We start from the raw sequence: 17113 nt of genomic DNA on the forward strand, positions 1-17113 counted from the left end.
CAGGTGTGACGGCGGAGTTCGCCCGCGCACTGAGGCAGGGACGCGTCTTCTGCGTACACATCACCGGCAAGGCAGGATGTGCGGCCGGCGAACCGGCACGTCAGGATGGGCAGGCGGGCAATACTGGCGGGCAGGACCGGCACACCGATTCAGGATCTTAGGAGCCAAACCGTATGAGCAACTCAGCGCAGATCGGCGTCACGGGACTCGCGGTGATGGGGCGCAATCTCGCCCGTAACTTCGCGCGGAACGGATACACGGTCGCTCTGCACAACCGGACGGCGGCGCGTACGCACGCGCTGGTGGAGGAGTTCGGCAGCGAGGGCGAGTTCGTCGCGACGGAGACGGCCAAGGAGTTCGTGGCCGCGCTCGAGCGGCCCCGCCGCCTGGTGATCATGGTGAAGGCCGGTGAGCCGACCGACGCGGTGATCCAGGAGTTCGCCCCGCTCCTGGAGCCCGGCGACATGATCATCGACGGGGGTAACGCCCACTTCGCGGACACCCGGCGCCGGGAGCGCGAGCTGCGCGAGCAGGGCATCCACTTCGTCGGCGCGGGCATCTCCGGCGGTGAGGAGGGCGCGCTCAACGGCCCGAGCATCATGCCCGGCGGTCCGGCCGAGTCCTTCGAGTCCCTCGGCCCGATGCTGGAGAAGATCTCCGCGAAGGCCGAGGACGGCGCGCCGTGCGTCACGCACGTCGGTCCCGACGGCGCCGGACACTTCGTCAAGATGGTGCACAACGGCATCGAGTACGCCGACATGCAGCTGATCGGCGAGGCGTACCAGTTGCTGCGTGACGTGGCCGGCTACTCCCCCGCGCAGATCGCCGACATCTTCCGCACCTGGAACACCGGGCGGCTCGACTCGTACCTGATCGAGATCACCGCCGAGGTCCTGTCGCACGTGGACGAGGCGACGGGCAAGCCGTTCGTGGACGTGGTCCAGGACCAGGCCGAGCAGAAGGGCACGGGCCGCTGGACCGTGCAGATCGCGCTGGACCTGGGCGTGCCGGTGTCGGGCATCGCCGAGGCGGTCTTCGCCCGGTCCCTGTCGGGCCACAGCGCGCTGCGCGAGGCGTCCCGCGGGCTCGCCGGGCCGACGGCGAGCAAGCTGGGCGAGTCCGAGGCGGCGGCCTTCGCCGACCAGGTGGAACAGGCGCTGTACGCGTCGAAGATCGTGTCGTACACGCAGGGCTTCCACGAGGTCTCGGCCGGCAGCGCCGAGTACGACTGGAACATCGACCTGGGCGCGGTCGCCTCGATCTGGCGCGGGGGCTGCATCATCCGGGCGGCGTTCCTCGACCGGATCCGGTCCGCCTACGACGCACGCGCGGACCTGCCGAGCCTGCTCTCCGACGACACGTTCGCCCAGGAGATCGCGGCGGCGCAGGACGACTGGCGCGCGGTGCTCGTGTCCGCCGTGCGGCAGGGGGTGCCGACGCCCGGGTTCGCGGCGGCGCTGGCGTACTACGACGCGCTGCGTGCGGAGCGGCTGCCCGCGGCGCTCACGCAGGGGCAGCGGGACTTCTTCGGGGCGCACACGTACCGGCGTACCGACCGGGAGGGGTCGTTCCACACCCTGTGGGGCGGCGACCGGTCCGAGATCTCCGGCTGAGGGCCGAGGCCGAGAAGGCGGCGGGCCGGTGAGGACATGTCCTCACCGGCCCGCCGCCTTCTTCCACCGTCCTAGCCCAAGGGGCCCGGCTGGGGTTCCGGGGCCGGGGTCGGGTCGGGGCCGGGAGCCGGCCTCGGGGGCGGCTGCGGCACCGGGCTCGGGGACGGGCCGGGCGTCGGGTCGGGCGCCGGTACGGGGTCCGGGAACGGCTGCGGGCGGTCGGGGCCCGGTCCGGGCGTGGGGTCCGGTCGCACGGGGTCGGGGAACGGATGCGTCATCTTGTCCTCCAGCCATAGGGATCATCGACTCTGGACTTCTCCCCCGCCTACCCGGACCCGTCGCCTCCACTCACCCCCTCGCGGGACGAACGGGGTCCAGCTGGCCCCGTCGAAGACACCGGGAAGCGTGCGATCAGCCCTGACCGGCACGCGTTGCCCGGGCTGGTCGCCGGGGGGGGCGGCCCCGGCGACCGGCCGGTCAGAAACGGTCGGGGTGAGCGGCGAGCCAGGCCTTCGCCGCGTCGAGCAGCGCGGGATCCGCCACCGGCGCCACGTCCGGATGCCGCTCGGCCCACGAGATGACGTACGGGCACAGCGGAGCGACCGGCACCCCTTCACGCTCCGAGATCGCGTACAGCTCGCGGGCGAGCGAGCCCGCGATCCCCTTGCCCTCGTGCGCGGGCTCGACCACCGTGTGGACCGGGACGAGTGCCCGGCCGGGGCTTTCGAGCACGAAGTACGCGATGCGGCCGGCCACCTCGTCACCCGCGTACGCCTCCAGGCGGCCGCCCGCCCGGTCGTCACGGATCGTGATGTCACTCATGAGCTCTCCTCGCGGGGATGCGGGCAGGTGATCAGGCCGGAGCCGGAACGGACCGCGGGCTGCGCTCCTGGTCCGAACCCGGAACCGGCTCGGACGGATCCGTACCGAGCGTCACGATCCGGTTGTCACCGTCCACGTGCACGACCCGCGGCCGCAGCGCACGGGCCTCGGCGTCGGAGACCTGAGCGTAACTGATGATGATCACCAGATCCCCGGGGTGCACGAGGTGGGCCGCCGCCCCGTTGACACCGACGACGCCGGACCCGCGCTCCCCCTCGATGACGTACGTCTCGAGGCGGGCGCCGTTGGTGATGTCGACGATGTGGACCAGCTCGCCGGGCAGCAGGTCGGCGGCATCGAGAAGGTCGGCGTCGATGGTCACGGATCCGACGTAGTGCAGGTCGGCCTGAGTGACGGTGGCGCGGTGGATTTTGGACTTGAACATGGTGCGCAGCATGGAGGGACTCCTGAACCTAAGCTCCCTGCCTGCGTTATTGCAGGTCAAGGGCGTTTCCCACTTTACAACGCGTCGGACGTTCGGACAGCTTCCCCCAGGTTTTCCAGGACTCACGCCGACCACACCTATGAAGGTCGAGCCGAGCGTCGGACAGGTGGTGAACCCCTCGTCGTTGACGTCCGCGTAGACGCCGACGGCTTGTTCGAAGCGGGTGACGGCCAGGACGGCGTGGAGAGCGTCCAGGCCGGCGGTCCGGATGGTGCGCCCGTAGGCATCGCGTTCGGGTGCCGGTGACGAGATGCGCTGCCGGGCCTGTTCCCTACGCCCTGGCAGACTCGGCGTCACCCGCGGGAGTCCGCCGAGAGGAAGACGAAGGTCGCGCCCTCGAGGAGCTCGAGGTTGCCCTCGTCCAGATACCGCTGGCAGGCTGCGGCACCGGACCGGGGACGAACGGGCACCGATCAGTTCGGGAGGCCAGGACTACGCGCCCGTCCGAAGTGTCCTGAGCCGCCGATTCCGCTGTCCCGGGAATCTCAAGACCCCCGACAGAGTCGTTCACTGTCTCGGGCCCGGGTGACGGTCGAGCGCGGCCCTGCCCACTCAAACGCTGGCGCATCCTCCGCAAGGCACGATGCAGTCCGAATCGAATGACGTCAATCGCGGCAGCCGTCTCACCCTGGAGCGGCAACGATGAAAGAGCTCACTTCTTGCACCGAAAAGCGAGAAACAAACCCCGGACGGGAGGCCTGCCATCCTGAATCAGGACAGCAGGCCTCCCGTCTCGAAAAAGGCACTTCCGACTTCAGGACCTCGGCTGCTCAGCCGGGAACGTTGACGCCCACAGTGTAAGAGCCCGCGATATCGGCGCTGACCTGGATCCTGTAGCCACTGATCGGCCCTTCGTACGAAAGGGTCTTGTCAGATGTTCCTGCCGCCGCGGTGGCCACGGTCTGCGTGCCGCCAGGAACGAAGCGCTGCAGCGTCAAGCCGTAGTCACTGCCGTCCGGGCCGTCGAGGCAGACTTCGACCGTGCCCTGTTCCAGGGATACGACGTACTGCCAGGGTATCGACGTTTTACCCTCATTCACATGAAGGGTCGCAACATATTCATACCCTGAGCAGTCCGGCGTCGCAGCAACGGCCGGCTGTGCAATAGCGGCTGTCCCCACGATCAAACCCGCCGCGATGACCACAGCGCTCATCCGGTTCTTTCTCATATCACTCCTTTATCGACCACCAGCCAGACCTGAGGTTTGTAGCACACCGACACGGAGGCTGCCAACGCCAAACTTGACCGCCACCTGGGATTGATAGGCTTTCGACAGGAAGCCTCATGGCTCCATATGTACCGTAACGCCGTACAGATATGCGCGAGCCGGACCTCCAGGGCCATTTAACCCATATTTCCACAGATGTCCATCTTGAATATCTCGCGCTTACCCCTCTCCCCGCAGCACGCACACGCGCAAAGGGAAATGGGAAAATTTTGATCGACTCCCCGACCGGAAGCACGGTTCAATTACGGAACTCGTGCCGTGCGCGTTGTGCGGACCTCTGCGGCGTGGGGACGGTGAGACGGCAGCAAGGAGTTCCAAGAGGACGCCGTGCGGGTCGCACGCGCCCATGAGCCCGGCGTCACGCTGGAGCAGATTGCCGCGGCCTTCGGGGTCCATCCGTCGCATTGCCGAAGTGGCTGCGCCGCGGCGACACCGATGAGGGTGCCGGCCACGTAGGTGTAGGCGTAGGCATGGTTGTCGTCCATGTGGCCGTCCTCGCGGGCAAGGTGCTCCGGCGGTCAAGCGGCTGTCCGGATGAGGACGGCGGCGAGGTGGAGTGCGGTCTGGCAGGCGACGGCGAGCTTGCCCGCTCGTACGGCCAGGCCGCACCCTTGCTCGAGTCGGTTGACGCACCGTTCGACAGCGTTGCGCTGCGTGTACGCCTCGGCGTCGGAGGACGGTGGTCGACCTCCGACGCGGCCTCGCCACAGCCGGTGGCCGACCTGGCCGGACGGCTGGGGGATGACGGCGCGGATTCCGCGTCGCCGGAGGTGATCGCGGATCGCGGCGATCATCTACGTGCCGGTCGCGGCTGCGCTTGGCGCGCGGCGAACGCCCGGAAGTAGCCAAGCGGCCCACAACGTCGCAGGGCGCAGGTCTGCGCGGTCACCGGCGCGCTGGGCGCTCAGCTCGGTCGTGGGTCGCGCTCAGCAGGGCTCGCCAGCGCGGTAGTTCGGTGAACGGCACGACCAGGCACAGGACGGTCACCGTTGCGGCGATCCACGTCCCCCACAGTGCCCACGCAGACGCTGCCGCCGCCACCAGATGGAGCACGACCAGCAGGATGGTGACGATGCCCGGCACCGCGACGGGTGGTTCTGCGCCGGGCCGGTCGCCCGGGGTGCTGAAGACGGCGGGCAGCCCGATCAGCAGCACGACGGCGCCGATCGCCAGCGGGATGGAGTACGACCACAGGGCCCAGGGGGTGCACACCCAAGCGGTCACCTCGGCGGCCACGCGCACGCCGCCTCGGAGGTAGTCGTGCCCCGGCGGCCGTTGCGTCTTGGTCCTCACGGTGCTTGATGCCTGTGGGGTGGACGGGGAGGGATCGGTGGCGGCCATGTCATCCTTCGGAGGCGCGGTCAGGAGGGTCGGCCTCAAGGCCGGCGATCAGGGTGTCGACGAGGAAGTGGAAACTGCGCGTGACGTCACGGGGCATCTGGAAGCCGTCGGTGCCCTCGAGGGTGACGAACCCGTGAAGCGCTGATCGCATGGCCCGCGCGGAGTCGACCACGCGCGCCTCGGGCAGGCCGAAACCGGCGAGGACGTCGAGCAGAATCTGCAACGCCTCTTCGCTGACGCGGCGGTCCTCCTCGTCACCGGCCGCCGGAGCGGGGACGGTGGCGGCATAGCGGCCGGGATGCTTCAGGGCCCAGTGGCGATAACTGTCGGCGAACGCCCGGACCGCGTCCGGACCGGAGCGGCCGACGGACTCCCGGGCCAGCTGATGGGCGAATTCGCGCTTGGCCTGGACGGAGATGCCGTGCCGCAGTTCGTGCAGGGAGGCGACGTGCTTGTACAGGGACGGCGGCCGTACGCCGAGTCTGTTGGCCAGCAGACCCATGGTCAGGCCCGCCAGACCGACCTCGTCGGCGAGCTCCGCTCCCGCCGCGACGACGGCTTTTGTATCAAGACCTGCCCTAGGCACGGGCGTGTGCTTCCAGGAAGGCCAGCACCAGGGACACCGTCTCCTCGGGGTACTGGTCGTGCGGGTAGTGGCCGGCCCCCTCGACCATCACGAGCTCTCCGACACCGGCCGGCATCGCGGCCACGATCGCCTCGCCCTCGGCGCGCGGATCGACCCAGTCGGGGTCCAGCGAACCCATCACGATCAGGGCAGGGCACCCTACGTTGCCCAACTGGGCGCCGGCGTCGGTCGGCGCCGACTGCCCCATCTTCTTCAACGCCCCCATCCGGCCCGGCTCGCCCAGCATCGCCCGGATGCCGGCCAGCCGGTCGGCCCAGTCGGCCGGCTTGCGGCCCGGGTAGGCGTGGTCGAGATAGCGGGACCACAGTCCCACGCTGCCGAACAGGGCGGCGCCGAGCAGCCGGAAGGCACCCTTGCGGTAATTCTTCGAGCGGAAGTCGCCGAGCTTGATCGACTGCGCGCGAGTGAAGGGGCCCAGCTCGATGATGCCCCTGACCAGCGCGGAATCCTGGGCCGCCGCGATGGTGGCGGCGCCGCCGGAGATCGAGTGGCCGACCAGGACGGCCGGGCCGCCGTCGATGTGGCGGATCACCGCGAGCAGATCGCCCGCGATGTCGGTGCGCGAGTAGGAAGGCCATTGCGCGCTCGACTCGCCACAGCCCCGCAGGTCGACCGCGGCCACTCGATACCCCGCCGCCACCAGACGCGGCACGACGAACCTGTACGCCGCACGACTGTCCCCTATGCCGTGGGCCAGGACGACCAGCGGGCCCTCCCCAGCGGCCTCATAAGCGATGGTGCCGCCCGGGACGGAGACAAACTCAGTCATGACATCTCCCTGCTCGTTAAGTGCAATAGCTACAAGCTAATGCGACTAGCTAGAAGCTAATCGTGATAGCCGCGAGTGTCAACTCTGTCCGGGCGTCAGGTGAGGGCGAGGGGGAAGGTCCAGCTCAGTTCAGGGTGGAGCGGCAGGGGAACGAGCCGACGCGCAGCCCGGCCGGGCCCGCATCGTCGTCACGTCGTCGCCCTCGGCCACGGGCATCAGCGGGGGGGGTGGGGGCGATGCGGGAGATCCACCGACCGGATTCGCAGGCGCGGGCGCGGCGGTTGGACCGAAGGGCCACCTCGTTCGTCCACGTGTCGTCCGGTGCCCGGTGCCCGGTGCGGGTAGAGGTCGACCGCGCCCTTCTGTGGGTGTACCGCCGGGCAGACATGGCTCGTGTCGGTGTCGACGAAGGGTGCGTGGACGGGCGGCTTGCCGGCCAGTTGATGGCGTTCGCCCTGGTGGAAGCGCTCTTCCAAGACGCGTACCTCATGGGGCGGGACGCGGCGCAGTCCGGTTTTGTAACCGCTGACGGCGGGGCCTGGGCGTAAACGGCTTTGATACGGCGGTCGGTGGCCCCTCGCCGGTCCGCGATCTGCTGGTAGGGGTCGATGTCCTGGCGCGGTGTGCCGCCGCTGTCGCCGAAGTCGCGATGGCCGTGGAGGAGAACCGCGTAGCCGGCCTCGCCGAAGCGGCGGGCTGTGCGCTCGATGCCGTGAGGGCGGGTGCCGCCGAAACCGTGGGCCATGGTGATGGCGGACGACGGTCTTTCGGTGCTCTCGGGAAGAAACAGCCAGGCGGTTTGGCTGTCACCGGACCGATCGCATCGGGAGGGCCTGCGCGGTGGGGTGCATCACCAGGAAGTCTGCGGGTCCTGCTTCGTCGCGCGCCATGATGTCCGCGACGCCGACCGGCGCCGGCTCGATCAAGTCGGCACGGCCGGTGGCCCGGCGCACCCGGGCGAGCGCCAGGACGATGCCGGGCGTGCCGTGCCAGATGGGGTGCAGACGGGCGTCGGTGCCCGGGCGGTGGGCCCGCCGGACGCCGGCCGGGGTGTGCTCCGCGGTGTGCGGGTACCGCTCCAGGGCGGGGACGGCCGGTTCGGCGGCGCCGCGTCACTCGCGCAGAGCCGTGATCCGCTGCCGCAGCGCCACGAGCGGATGAGCGGATGAGCGGGAGGGAGGTCCGGGACGTTGGCGGTGGCTATCGCCTTTCCGGCGTGGTCGCCGCTCGCAACGGCCGGGGCGGTCAGCGACCGTGCCGTTCCCGCGCACGGGGTCGAACCCAGCCAGGCCGCGTCGGCCACGCGCATCGGTGACCGCAGCCGCCCCCAGGGGGTTCGGGCACGGGGAGCGTCACCAGAGGCTTGCTTCCGGCCGTGCGGCGGCCGCGGCCGTGGCGGCCGAAGCCAGTGGGTCGCGGACCGGGCGGCCGAGGAGATCGGCGAGATCGGGAGCGGTGCCGTCCAGGAAGCCGTGCCGGACGGCCGAGGCGATCGACACGAGCATGGGCGGCTGGAACGGCAGCAGCCCCGGGCTCTCGTCCAGGAGCCTGCGCCGGTACTCCCCCAGGCCGATGGTGCGGTGCGCAACCCCCAGCCTGTCAGCCAGCTGACCCGCCGTGATCGGCGTGCCGACCAACTCATGGACCCGGCCGCGGTGTCGGGCCGGGTTCGCCGCGACGGCAGCCGCGGCGTCGGCGAGGTCCTCCCGCGCGACCGCCGCCAGGGCGCCGTCCCCGAAGGCGGACTCCACCCCCTCGCCGGCCCATGTCAGCAGGCCGCCGAAGAGTTCGGCGTACAAGCCGTTGCGCAGGATCGTCCAGTGAAGTCCGCTCGCCCGGATCAGGCGCTCGGTGGCCCGATGCGCCAGCGCGAACCCGAGATGGTCACCGGCCGTGGTCAGGCTCGTGTAGACGACGTGGTCGACACCGTCGCGCACGGCGGCGTCCAGGACCGCCGCGTGCCGTCCGACGACCTGATCGTCCTCCGCGTACCCGGCGGAGATCAGCACCAGGGTCGACACCCCGGCGAGGTCGAGGCTCGTGCGGTCGTCGAAGTCGAGGTGTCTCGTCCCCGGCCCCGGCGTGCGGCTGCCGCCCGTCGCGGCGACGCCACCGGCACGCAGCGCCGCCAGGGTGGCCGAGCCGAGGTTCCCGTTGGTTCCCGTCACCAAGATCATGCCCATCACAGTCCTCCGTCGTGGTTCTCGTCGGTCACTACGCTTGATCCTTGATCGCACGCCCACCGGCCACAAGAAGGCAGTTCGATGTCACTCACGCACACCGCGGTAACCACCCCCGCCGCTCTCGACCCCTGTGGCCTCGAAGAGCACCCCGACTGCGGCATACGTGACGTGCTGGACCGCATCGGCGACAAGTGGTCGGTGCTGGTGATCGTCGAACTCGCGGGCGGGCCACGGCGCTTCCGGGAGCTGCAGCGCGCCGTCGAGGGCATCTCCCAGCGCATGCTCACCCTCACCGTCCGCAGGCTCGAACGGGACGGCCTCGTGCTGCGCACCGTCTATCCGACGGTCCCGGCCCAGGTCGACTACCGCCTGACCGGGACAGGAGCCGACCTGACGCACCTGGTCAAGGCGCTCGCCGACTGGTCCCTCGCGCACCGTGCCGACATCGCCGAAGCACGGCAGTCGTACGACCGGATCCACCCCGACCACGACATCCGCTGACGCGGGGCGCCGTCACCGGGACGCGGCGGGGCGGCGGGGCGGCGGGGCGCACCTCCAGGTGCCGACGCGAGGGCGTCGTCCCGCGATGTGGGGGTCCCGCCCTGCGGCCGGTCGGGGTGGCGGAGGATCCCGGTGCGCGGCGGGGCGCCGCCCGGGAGACCGATCTCGTCGGCGATGGTCAGGGCCCGGACCCGGGCCCTGGTCCAGGCGGCGCGGGCGGCGTCCGGGTCCGCCGCGGCGTGGTGGGCGTGGCCGAGGGTCTCTCGGTGATCACCGCGGTCCGCGGAGATTCTGCCGAGGTGTTTGTGGATCCGGGTCCGGGCGGTGTGGTCGCCGAACTCCTCGGTCAGGTCCACGCCACGGCCGCCGCGCCGCCGACGGTCCCGGGCGGCCGGGCCCCGCAGTCAGCCGCGCATGCACGGCCCGGCTCAATCACGGAAGCGCCGCATCCTTGGATCCCGCTCGAAACACCGATCACCCGCGCTCGGGCGAAAGGACGCCCTCGTACCTGCAGGATGGCCGGCCGGGGACTTGGCCGACGTCCGGGAGCGGGCGGCAGGTCGGGGAGTGAGCGGCCCGGTCACCGGGTGGGGCCCGGTCACCAGGTGACGGAACGCGGGGTGGTGGGAGTCAGTCGGTGGGGTTGAGGCCGAGGGCGATGTCGAGGAGGGTGCCGAGCTGGTCGAGCTGGTCGGGGGTGAGGGCACTGAACGAGGTCGCGGTGAGGGCGTCGAGCGCGGTCCGGCCCTCGGCCAGCAGCCGTGCGCCTTCCTCGGTGAGCCGGTGGCGGACGGCACGCCCGGGGCCCGGTACCCGTTCGATCAGGCCGCGGTCGGCCATGCGGGTGGCCAGCGATCCGAAGGACTGATCGGTCTGGAAGGTCAGCACGGCCAGGTCGTGCAGCGAGGCGTCGGGCTTGGCGTGCAGGTGCCGCAGGGTGTCCCACTGGACCAGCGACAGGCCGAGCGGAGCCAGCGCCTGGCTGGCGGCGCGGTGGTGGCGGTGCTGGAGACGCTTGACGGCCAGGCCGACTTCGGAGGGTTTGCGCATGGCCCAAGTCTACGTCCAATCCAAGGTTGCTTAGATACGAGACTTGATCTAAGCTTCCTTATATAAGGAAGCTGACCAACCGAGAAGATGTGAAGACGATGAGCGCCCCCGTTCCCGCAGGTTCCCTCCGTCCCACCCGCACCTGCGGCTACACCGTCGCGTCCCCCACCGGGCCGGTCGAGGTGACCGTCCAGGACCGCGACCGCACCCGCCCCTTCCTGCTCCTGCACGGCGGCGGCGGCATCCCCACCATGACCGGCTTCGCCGATCTGCTCACCGAGCGCGCCCACGCCCGGGTGCTGCTGCCGACCCACCCCGGATTCGGCGGCACCCCCAAGGCCGACGGCCTCACCGACGTCACCGCGCTGGCCCGCGCATACGTCGCGCTGCTGGAGGAGCTGGACCTCACCGACGTCACCGTTGTCGGCAACTCCTTCGGCGGCTGGCTCGCCGCCGAGATCGCCCTGCAGGAGAGCCCGCGCGTCAGCGGCGCCGTCATCGTCGACGGCATCGGCATCGAGGTGGACGGCCACCCCGTCACCAGCCTCGCCGGCATGACACCGCAGCAGATCAGCACCCACTCCTTCCACGACCCGCGCAAGGCACCCGTTCCGCCCGCCGGCCAGGCCGGACCGAGCCCCGACCTCCAGGCCCTGATCGGCTACACGGGCCCCACGATGTCCGACCCGACGCTCATCGACCGGCTGGCCGACCTCCACCTGCCCGTCCACGTCATCTGGGGCGAGAGCGACGGCATCGTCACCCCCGACTACGGCCGCGCCTACGCCGCCGCCATCCCCTACGCCGCCTTCACCCTGCTGCCCCGCACCGGCCACCTCCCGCAGGTGGAGACCCCCGAGGAACTCCTCGGCGCCATCCTCGACATCGATCTCGGCGCCTGACCCACCCGGACAACCGGCCACCCCCCAAAAAAAGCAGGAGAAACCATGAACACCCCCCTTGCCGTGACCCGGATCGGGCACGCCTGCCAGCTGATCGAGATCGGCGAGACCCGGATCCTCACCGACCCCTGGTTCACCGAGACCGCCACCTACCACCCGGGCGAACAGCTCGCCACGACCGTCGCCGGCCTCGGCCGGATCGACGCCGTCGTCGTCAGCCACGAGCACTACGACCACTGCGACCTCGACGCCCTGCTCGACGGCGGCTTCGACCTCTCCGTCCCGCTGATCGGCCCGGGCACCGTCGCAGCCATCGCCCGCGACAAGGGCTTCCGTGACGTCCGTGCCATCGAGGCATGGGAGGCGACGACCGTCGGCCCCCTGGTGGTAACCGCGACCCCCGGCGAGCACGGCGTCCACGAGGTGACCTTCGTCCTCCAGGCCGAAGGCCGCACCGTCTTCTTCGGCGGCGACTCGCTTCGCGTCCCCGAACTCGACACCATCCCCGACCGGATCGGCCCCGTCGACCTCACCATCCTGCCGACCAACGGCCTGTGCGTCCGCCCGGCCGACATGCGGCAGTTCGTCATGGACGCCGAACAAGCCGCCGGCCTGACCGCGGTGCTGCGCCCCACCCTGGCGATCCCGCACCACTACTCCTTCCACAGCGGCCGCCTCGGCGACCGGATGATGACCAAGACCGACTCCGACCCCCGCCACTACGCCGACGCCGTCGCCCGCCTCGCCCCCGACATCGAGGTCCGCATCGTCCTCACCGGCGAGCGCGTACAGGTCCGCTGAGCCCCGACGAGCAGCACCTGCCCATGCTCCCGGCCGACCTGTCGGCCGGGAGCAGCCCATGATCGCCAACGTCCGTGCGCCGCCCGGAGCTGAGTGAGTGGCTCCACCGCCGGTCACGACCGCCGGTTACGACTGGGGCGGCGCACGGCGCTGCGGGCCCTCGCCTCAGCGCCGCCCATCACCTGGGTCACCGCGGATTCCGCCTACGGACTGGACAAGGCGGGACCCGGCACCGCACGAGCCGCTGCTTGTGGCCGTTGCCGACTGGACCGCGGCGCGCAACGGCGGCAGCGCGCTCACCTCACACCGGATGAGTCAGAGGCTGGGCAACCTCGGGTTCCAGGACCTACGCCAGATCCCCACGGTGTCCGGCGGCCCGGTACCCGTGGCCGGCCGCCGTGACAACCACGGTCGCGCCGCTCGATCGTGAAGCGCCGGCTTCGAGACCCGCCCTTCACCTGAAGTCACCAGGCGGTCTCCGCCGACCTGCAAGGGCGAGCCCCTACCGAACGAGTCCGGCCGGGAGAATTCACCTCGTCCGGACGCACGGGGTAGGAAGACATCCATGACCGAACCGTCCCCCACTGCCACCCAGCACGCGTTCATCGCCCTCGCGCCGCCCGACGACGCGAAGAACGAGCTGGCGCACGCGCTGAGCCCGGCCTACGCCGCCTGTCCCGACCTGCGCTGGAACCGCATCGAGGACTGGCACATCACCCTGGCCTTCCTCGGCGAGCTGCCGGTACAGGCCGTCCGGCGGCTTCGTTCCCCCCTCGCCGACCTGGCCGCCGCCCGCCCCTCGCTCGAACTGGCACTCCGCGGTGGCGGTCACTTCGACGAGCGAGTGCTGTGGAGCGGCATCGAGGGCGATCTCGACCAACTGCACGAGCTGGCCGAAGCGGTACGGGCGCGGGTCAGGGACTGCGACGTCGCCTTCGCCGAACGTCCGCTGCGTCCCCACCTCACGCTGGCCCGCGCCCGCCGCTACGACAACGCGTCCGTGACTGCGGCGGCCGCCTGCCTCGACGGCTTCACCGGACGCCCCTGGCAGACCGAACGCCTCCACCTGGTCGGCAGCACGGTGAGCGGCCACCCAGGCCCGCGGCGCTATCAGGACATCGACGCATGGAGCTTCGCCACGGAGTCAAAGGCATCCCGGCCCGAAACCGCCACGGACTGCTGTGCATGAGCGCCGGGACGGCTCGGGCCCCGCGACGCTGCCCGCTCAGCCCCACGCGTCCTGAACCCGGCCCGACGCTCGCCCCGCCGGCCAGGGAATCGGGCCGTCGCATGCTCCTGCGGTTACGTTCCGGGCAACCAGCCGCGCACGACGGCCGCCGTCGACCTGCTCCGTCGCAGCGTCATGTGCGGCGGTACCGGGTCAGCGGCGGTCATGACGTCCCGGTGGGCCGCGTGTTCGGCGGGTAGAACTGACGCGCCCAACGGCGGTAGTGGCCGATGGCGCCCTCCTCGGGGGTGAGCCGGGGGTTCGGCTCGTACCGCTTCCGGTTCCAGATCATGGCGTCCTGGCGCATCTGGTGGGCCACGGTCCGCACGAGCGCCTGCCCCGTCACCGCGGACCAGGACAGGGAGGCGGCCTTCCGGAGCCGGGGGGAATCCGCGCGCGAAGCGGTCTCTGCCATGGCGACTGCACGTAAGTGCGTCTGCCACGGCCCGACGGGGGTCGCCATGAGCAGTACCCCCAGCCTCACCCCGACCTGGTGCAGCGCCACCTCTCCCGACGCCAGGCCGAGACCGGACAGGACCACGCCCTGCTCCACCGTTATGGTCGCCAGGCGGACGGACAGCTTGATGGCCGCGCTGAACGATATGCGCAGCAACGGCCCTTCATCCACCGGCGGGACCACCTCGCGGAGGGAGACGTTGTGCACGATCGGCTGATGCCGGTAGTCGACGAAGCTCTCCATGACCTCCTGTGGGTGCGAGGCCAGGAGCGTGCTCCAGGAGGCGACAGGCGCGAACCTGTCATCAGGGATCTCCGCAGGCTCCCAGGCGGGCGGTGCGGCGTCATGGCCGTGCCACACGTAGATGATCCTGCCTCGCTCGCGCACGGTGAACTGCGCCAGCGTCGCCCGGGGCGGGGCTCCGCCCGGCACCTCGACGCAGGATCCCCCGACGTCGAAGGCGAAGCGGTGGAACGGGCAGACCAAATGCTCGCCGTCGACCGCCCCTCCGGCGCCGAGATGGGCGCCCAGGTGGGGGCAGTGGGCATCCACGACTCGCAGGACGCCACTCCTGGTGCGGTAGAGGACGACATCGCGGCCCATGAAGCGCCGGGTCACCACCGCGCCGGCCGGCACCTCACGGGACAGCGCCAGACAGAACCATCCCGACGGGTACGGCAGCGGCGCCCGGTCCCCCTCTCCCCCGGCGAGGCCGGTCCGTGACGGAACGGCTCCCGGCCGCACCCGGTGTCGGAGCCCGGCCGGCGATTTCCTGTTCAAGGTCTTCCTCCTCGTCCCTCTGCGTACGGCATCCCTTTGCGTACCGCGTCCCTCTGCGTACGGCCGCCGCCCGACCCGGCGCGGCGTCCCTGCCCGGCATCGGGCGGCCCCTGACGTCCCGCCCGGTCGTCGCGCGCGGGTAGGTGACCGCGGACGGGCACTCGATCGCCGGCACCGCTACGGTGCCGTGCTGTCCCGTGGCCGGTCCCCTTCCTCCCCCGCCTTCTCGGCGGCGTAGGTACTCACCAGGTCGTCGAAGTGGTACCGCTTGGGGGCGTACTCCCGGATGAGATGCGCGCAGGCGAGCCCGGTGAGGGCCTGCGTCGCCGCCGGGGTCGGCACGTCGGCCAGCCGGCCCGCGTCGGCGGCGGTGATGTCACGTATCCGGTGCGCGCCGAGAACGCGGAACATGCGCGCCTCGGCGCTCGTCAGACGCTTGTAGGACCACGAGAAGGCCGCCCGGATGTCACCCGCGGCCCGGCCGCCGCACAGCACGTTGAGCCGGTTCCGCTCGCTCCGCAGTTCCTCGGCCAGGTGGCGCAGTGGGACCACGGGTCGTGCCACCGCTCGCGTGGCCGCCGTCACCAGCGCCAGTGGCAGCCGCGCGCACGCTTCGGTCACCTCCGAGAGGGTGGCGGGGTCGGGGTCGAGGTCTCCGGCGGCCAGCCGGCTCGCGAGCAGGGCGTTCGCCTCGGCCCGGGAGGGTACGTCCAGGGTGGTCAGGTGGGCGCCGTGCGAGGTCACCAGGCCGGTGAGCTTGCGGCGGCTGGTGATGACGACCATGCATTGCGGGGCAGCCGGGATCAGGGGCTGCACCTGCGCACTGTCGTACGCGTTGTCGATCAGGATGAGTATCTGCCGCTGCGCGAGGGTGGTCCGGTACAGGTTGGCGTAGGCCGCCGGTGTCATCGCCTCCGGCTCCGGCAACGGGGTCAGCGAAGTGAGAACGGACCGGATCGCTTGCTGAACGCTCATCGAGTCGGTCGCCGGGCTGAAGGCACCCAGGTCTATGTACAGTTGCCCGTCCGGGAAGCGCTCAGCGATCTTGTGGGCGAAATGGAGTGCGAAGGCCGTCTTGCCGATTCCCGGCGGGCCGCACACCACGGAGACCACCGGGGAGGAGCCGACCGGCGACATCTCGTTCGCCACGTCGGTGAGCACCCCGATCTCGGCCTCGCGCCCGATGAAGTGCCGCGGCTCGGCGGGGAGTTGGTGGGGAACGCCGACCGGCGGCCGCGGGGCCTCGCGCCCCTGCGGGCGCGGCTCGCGCGTGGCGTCGGCATGGACCCGCCGGGGCGGGACGGGCAGGGTCAGGGACCGCATCGGGTCGCCCGCCAGGATGAGCCGCTGGAGGTGTTGCAGCGGGTCGCCGGGATCGATGCCGTAGTCCTCGGCAAGGAGTCGGCGCGCCCGGGTGAACGTGTCCAGCGCCTCCGCCCGCCTGCCGCACCGGTACAGGGCGAGTATGAGCTGCTCCCACCGTCGCTCCCGCAGTGGCTGCGCGGTGGTGAGTGACATCAGGAACGGCAGCAGTTCATGGTGCTGGCCGAGGGCCAGCCGTGCGTCCACCAGCGACTCCTGGACCGCGTGGCGGTGCTCGAGCAGTTCCGAGATGACCGGCTGCATGATCGGCATGGCCGGGATGTCGGCCAGCGGCGGGTCGCCCCAGACGTCCAGGGCACGCTGGAAGAACTGGGCGGCGCCGTCGACGTCGCCCGACAGCTGGGCCGTCCGCGCCTGCTGGGCCAGGCTCTGGAAGCGATGCAGGTCCAGCACGTCACCCTCGTGCAGCGCGAGGCGATAGCCGTCACGGTCCGTCTGCAGCCGCCCCTTGATCGGAGCCGCCTTGCGCAGGCCGTAGAGGTTGCTCCGAAGCGCGCCACCTGGATCGCTGGGCAGGTCGGTGCCCCATAATGCGTCGGCAAGATATTTTTTACCAATGCGATGCCCACTGTTGAGTAAAAGGATGCACAAGATGCTCCGCTGACGGGGCCTCATAATCGCCAGGGGATCGCCGTTCGCGAAACGCACCGTAACTGACCCAAGGATTGCGAATTGCACTTCCGCCCCCCGTCTGAGTAACAGTCCTCGCCAACACGAAAACGTGAAGCGTCTTGGTTCCCGGACGCACGACGCTATTCGATCATTATTTTGGCGGTTGCCGTCAAGCCCCTACGGCGGTTTCTGCTCGGAATGGCCGGACCATGTTTAGGTTTCCGTATGCGATCTTTGTCAGCAATTGCCACCGGGGGCCGTCCGGCAACTTCCCGTGCTCACGGCACCCGC

General features: G+C 70.6%; 17 protein-coding genes and 2 pseudogenes. 8 read left to right on the forward strand and 11 right to left on the reverse strand.

Annotated elements, in window-relative coordinates; translation table 11 throughout:
- Positions 1 to 173: 173 nt before the first annotated feature.
- A complete protein-coding gene (gene gndA / locus QFZ75_RS05080; protein ID WP_307534181.1) occupies positions 174 to 1613 on the forward strand; it encodes an NADP-dependent phosphogluconate dehydrogenase in 1440 nt (479 codons plus the stop codon).
- Positions 1614 to 2090: 477 nt separating this feature from the next.
- Here the strand turns inward: gndA and QFZ75_RS05085 are convergent, their stop codons facing one another.
- Complete coding sequence (locus QFZ75_RS05085; protein WP_307534182.1) at positions 2091 to 2435, reverse strand: GNAT family N-acetyltransferase; 345 nt, start codon at positions 2433 to 2435, stop codon at positions 2091 to 2093.
- A gap of 31 nt (positions 2436 to 2466) precedes the next feature.
- A complete protein-coding gene (gene panD, locus QFZ75_RS05090) occupies positions 2467 to 2892 on the reverse strand; it encodes an aspartate 1-decarboxylase (RefSeq protein WP_307534183.1) in 426 nt (141 codons plus the stop codon).
- Positions 2893 to 3450: 558 nt separating this feature from the next.
- Between panD and QFZ75_RS05095 the strand changes: the two are divergent.
- A pseudogene (locus QFZ75_RS05095) lies at positions 3451 to 3586 on the forward strand (IS5/IS1182 family transposase); the annotation flags it as partial.
- Positions 3587 to 3710: 124 nt separating this feature from the next.
- Here the strand turns inward: QFZ75_RS05095 and QFZ75_RS05100 are convergent.
- From QFZ75_RS05100 to QFZ75_RS05120, 5 genes and pseudogenes are all read right to left on the reverse strand, one after another.
- Positions 3711 to 4109 (reverse strand): hypothetical protein, encoded by a 399-nt coding sequence (locus tag QFZ75_RS05100; protein WP_307534184.1) that lies wholly within the window; start codon positions 4107 to 4109, stop codon positions 3711 to 3713.
- A gap of 578 nt (positions 4110 to 4687) precedes the next feature.
- Positions 4688 to 4954, reverse strand: a pseudogene (locus QFZ75_RS05105) (IS5/IS1182 family transposase); the annotation flags it as partial.
- A gap of 100 nt (positions 4955 to 5054) precedes the next feature.
- The gene (locus QFZ75_RS05110; RefSeq protein ID WP_307534186.1) at positions 5055 to 5510 is read right to left on the reverse strand and encodes a hypothetical protein; all 456 of its coding nucleotides are present in this window, start codon (positions 5508 to 5510) and stop codon (positions 5055 to 5057) included.
- Between the two features lies 1 nt (position 5511).
- Entirely contained in the window at positions 5512 to 6096 is a 585-nt protein-coding gene (locus QFZ75_RS05115; protein ID WP_307534187.1) for a TetR/AcrR family transcriptional regulator, read from the reverse strand.
- Complete coding sequence (locus QFZ75_RS05120) at positions 6089 to 6925, reverse strand: alpha/beta fold hydrolase (RefSeq protein WP_307534189.1); 837 nt, start codon at positions 6923 to 6925, stop codon at positions 6089 to 6091. Before QFZ75_RS05120 ends, QFZ75_RS05115 begins: the two co-directional genes overlap by 8 nt.
- A gap of 236 nt (positions 6926 to 7161) precedes the next feature.
- On the opposite strand from QFZ75_RS05120, the gene QFZ75_RS05125 reads away from it, so the two are divergent.
- Together QFZ75_RS05125 and QFZ75_RS05130 are read left to right on the forward strand one after the other, a co-directional pair.
- Positions 7162 to 7473 carry a hypothetical protein gene (locus tag QFZ75_RS05125; RefSeq protein WP_307534191.1) on the forward strand — a complete coding sequence of 104 codons (312 nt, stop codon included), beginning with the start codon at positions 7162 to 7164 and terminating at the stop codon, positions 7471 to 7473.
- Between the two features lie 195 nt (positions 7474 to 7668).
- A complete protein-coding gene (locus QFZ75_RS05130) occupies positions 7669 to 8094 on the forward strand; it encodes a hypothetical protein (protein WP_307534192.1) in 426 nt (141 codons plus the stop codon).
- Positions 8095 to 8277: 183 nt separating this feature from the next.
- Here the strand turns inward: QFZ75_RS05130 and QFZ75_RS05135 are convergent, their stop codons facing one another.
- Entirely contained in the window at positions 8278 to 9102 is an 825-nt protein-coding gene (locus QFZ75_RS05135; protein ID WP_307534193.1) for an NAD(P)H-binding protein, read from the reverse strand.
- Between the two features lie 87 nt (positions 9103 to 9189).
- On the opposite strand from QFZ75_RS05135, the gene QFZ75_RS05140 reads away from it, so the two are divergent.
- Positions 9190 to 9609, forward strand: coding sequence for a helix-turn-helix domain-containing protein (locus QFZ75_RS05140; protein WP_307534195.1), 420 nt, complete (start codon positions 9190 to 9192; stop codon positions 9607 to 9609).
- Between the two features lie 630 nt (positions 9610 to 10239).
- Here the strand turns inward: QFZ75_RS05140 and QFZ75_RS05145 are convergent.
- Positions 10240 to 10659, reverse strand: coding sequence for a MarR family winged helix-turn-helix transcriptional regulator (locus QFZ75_RS05145; RefSeq protein WP_307534197.1), 420 nt, complete (start codon positions 10657 to 10659; stop codon positions 10240 to 10242).
- A 98-nt stretch (positions 10660 to 10757) separates the two neighbouring features.
- Here QFZ75_RS05145 and QFZ75_RS05150 point away from each other — a divergent pair, with 98 nt between their 5' ends.
- The 3 genes from QFZ75_RS05150 (at position 10758) to thpR (ending at position 13551) form a co-directional block, all read left to right on the forward strand.
- Entirely contained in the window at positions 10758 to 11561 is an 804-nt protein-coding gene (locus QFZ75_RS05150; RefSeq protein WP_307534198.1) for an alpha/beta fold hydrolase, read from the forward strand.
- A 45-nt stretch (positions 11562 to 11606) separates the two neighbouring features.
- Positions 11607 to 12362, forward strand: coding sequence for an MBL fold metallo-hydrolase (locus QFZ75_RS05155; RefSeq protein WP_307534200.1), 756 nt, complete (start codon positions 11607 to 11609; stop codon positions 12360 to 12362).
- A 565-nt stretch (positions 12363 to 12927) separates the two neighbouring features.
- On the forward strand, positions 12928 to 13551 hold the full coding sequence (thpR, locus tag QFZ75_RS05160; RefSeq protein WP_307534202.1) for an RNA 2',3'-cyclic phosphodiesterase: 624 nt from the start codon (positions 12928 to 12930) through the stop codon (positions 13549 to 13551).
- A gap of 202 nt (positions 13552 to 13753) precedes the next feature.
- On the opposite strand, the gene QFZ75_RS05165 is transcribed toward thpR, so the two are convergent.
- On the reverse strand, positions 13754 to 14827 hold the full coding sequence (locus QFZ75_RS05165) for an aromatic ring-hydroxylating dioxygenase subunit alpha (RefSeq protein ID WP_307534204.1): 1074 nt from the start codon (positions 14825 to 14827) through the stop codon (positions 13754 to 13756).
- A gap of 177 nt (positions 14828 to 15004) precedes the next feature.
- The gene (locus QFZ75_RS05170) at positions 15005 to 16801 is read right to left on the reverse strand and encodes a BTAD domain-containing putative transcriptional regulator (RefSeq protein WP_307534205.1); all 1797 of its coding nucleotides are present in this window, start codon (positions 16799 to 16801) and stop codon (positions 15005 to 15007) included.
- Positions 16802 to 17113: the final 312 nt, after the last annotated feature.

Origin of the sequence: Streptomyces sp. V3I8, assembly GCF_030817535.1 — a bacterium.
Lineage (GTDB): Bacteria > Actinomycetota > Actinomycetes > Streptomycetales > Streptomycetaceae > Streptomyces.

Coding starts and splice junctions, on each gene's coding strand:
- gndA (WP_307534181.1), top strand. CDS start 174: ATGAGCAACTCAGCGCAGATCGGCGTCACGGGACTCGCGGTGATGGGG.
- QFZ75_RS05085 (WP_307534182.1), bottom strand. CDS start 2,435: ATGAGTGACATCACGATCCGTGACGACCGGGCGGGCGGCCGCCTGGAG.
- panD (WP_307534183.1), bottom strand. CDS start 2,892: ATGCTGCGCACCATGTTCAAGTCCAAAATCCACCGCGCCACCGTCACT.
- QFZ75_RS05100 (WP_307534184.1), bottom strand. CDS start 4,109: ATGAGAAAGAACCGGATGAGCGCTGTGGTCATCGCGGCGGGTTTGATC.
- QFZ75_RS05110 (WP_307534186.1), bottom strand. CDS start 5,510: ATGGCCGCCACCGATCCCTCCCCGTCCACCCCACAGGCATCAAGCACC.
- QFZ75_RS05120 (WP_307534189.1), bottom strand. CDS start 6,925: ATGACTGAGTTTGTCTCCGTCCCGGGCGGCACCATCGCTTATGAGGCC.
- QFZ75_RS05125 (WP_307534191.1), top strand. CDS start 7,162: ATGCGGGAGATCCACCGACCGGATTCGCAGGCGCGGGCGCGGCGGTTG.
- QFZ75_RS05130 (WP_307534192.1), top strand. CDS start 7,669: ATGGTGATGGCGGACGACGGTCTTTCGGTGCTCTCGGGAAGAAACAGC.
- QFZ75_RS05135 (WP_307534193.1), bottom strand. CDS start 9,102: ATGATCTTGGTGACGGGAACCAACGGGAACCTCGGCTCGGCCACCCTG.
- QFZ75_RS05140 (WP_307534195.1), top strand. CDS start 9,190: ATGTCACTCACGCACACCGCGGTAACCACCCCCGCCGCTCTCGACCCC.
- QFZ75_RS05145 (WP_307534197.1), bottom strand. CDS start 10,659: ATGCGCAAACCCTCCGAAGTCGGCCTGGCCGTCAAGCGTCTCCAGCAC.
- QFZ75_RS05150 (WP_307534198.1), top strand. CDS start 10,758: ATGAGCGCCCCCGTTCCCGCAGGTTCCCTCCGTCCCACCCGCACCTGC.
- QFZ75_RS05155 (WP_307534200.1), top strand. CDS start 11,607: ATGAACACCCCCCTTGCCGTGACCCGGATCGGGCACGCCTGCCAGCTG.
- thpR (WP_307534202.1), top strand. CDS start 12,928: ATGACCGAACCGTCCCCCACTGCCACCCAGCACGCGTTCATCGCCCTC.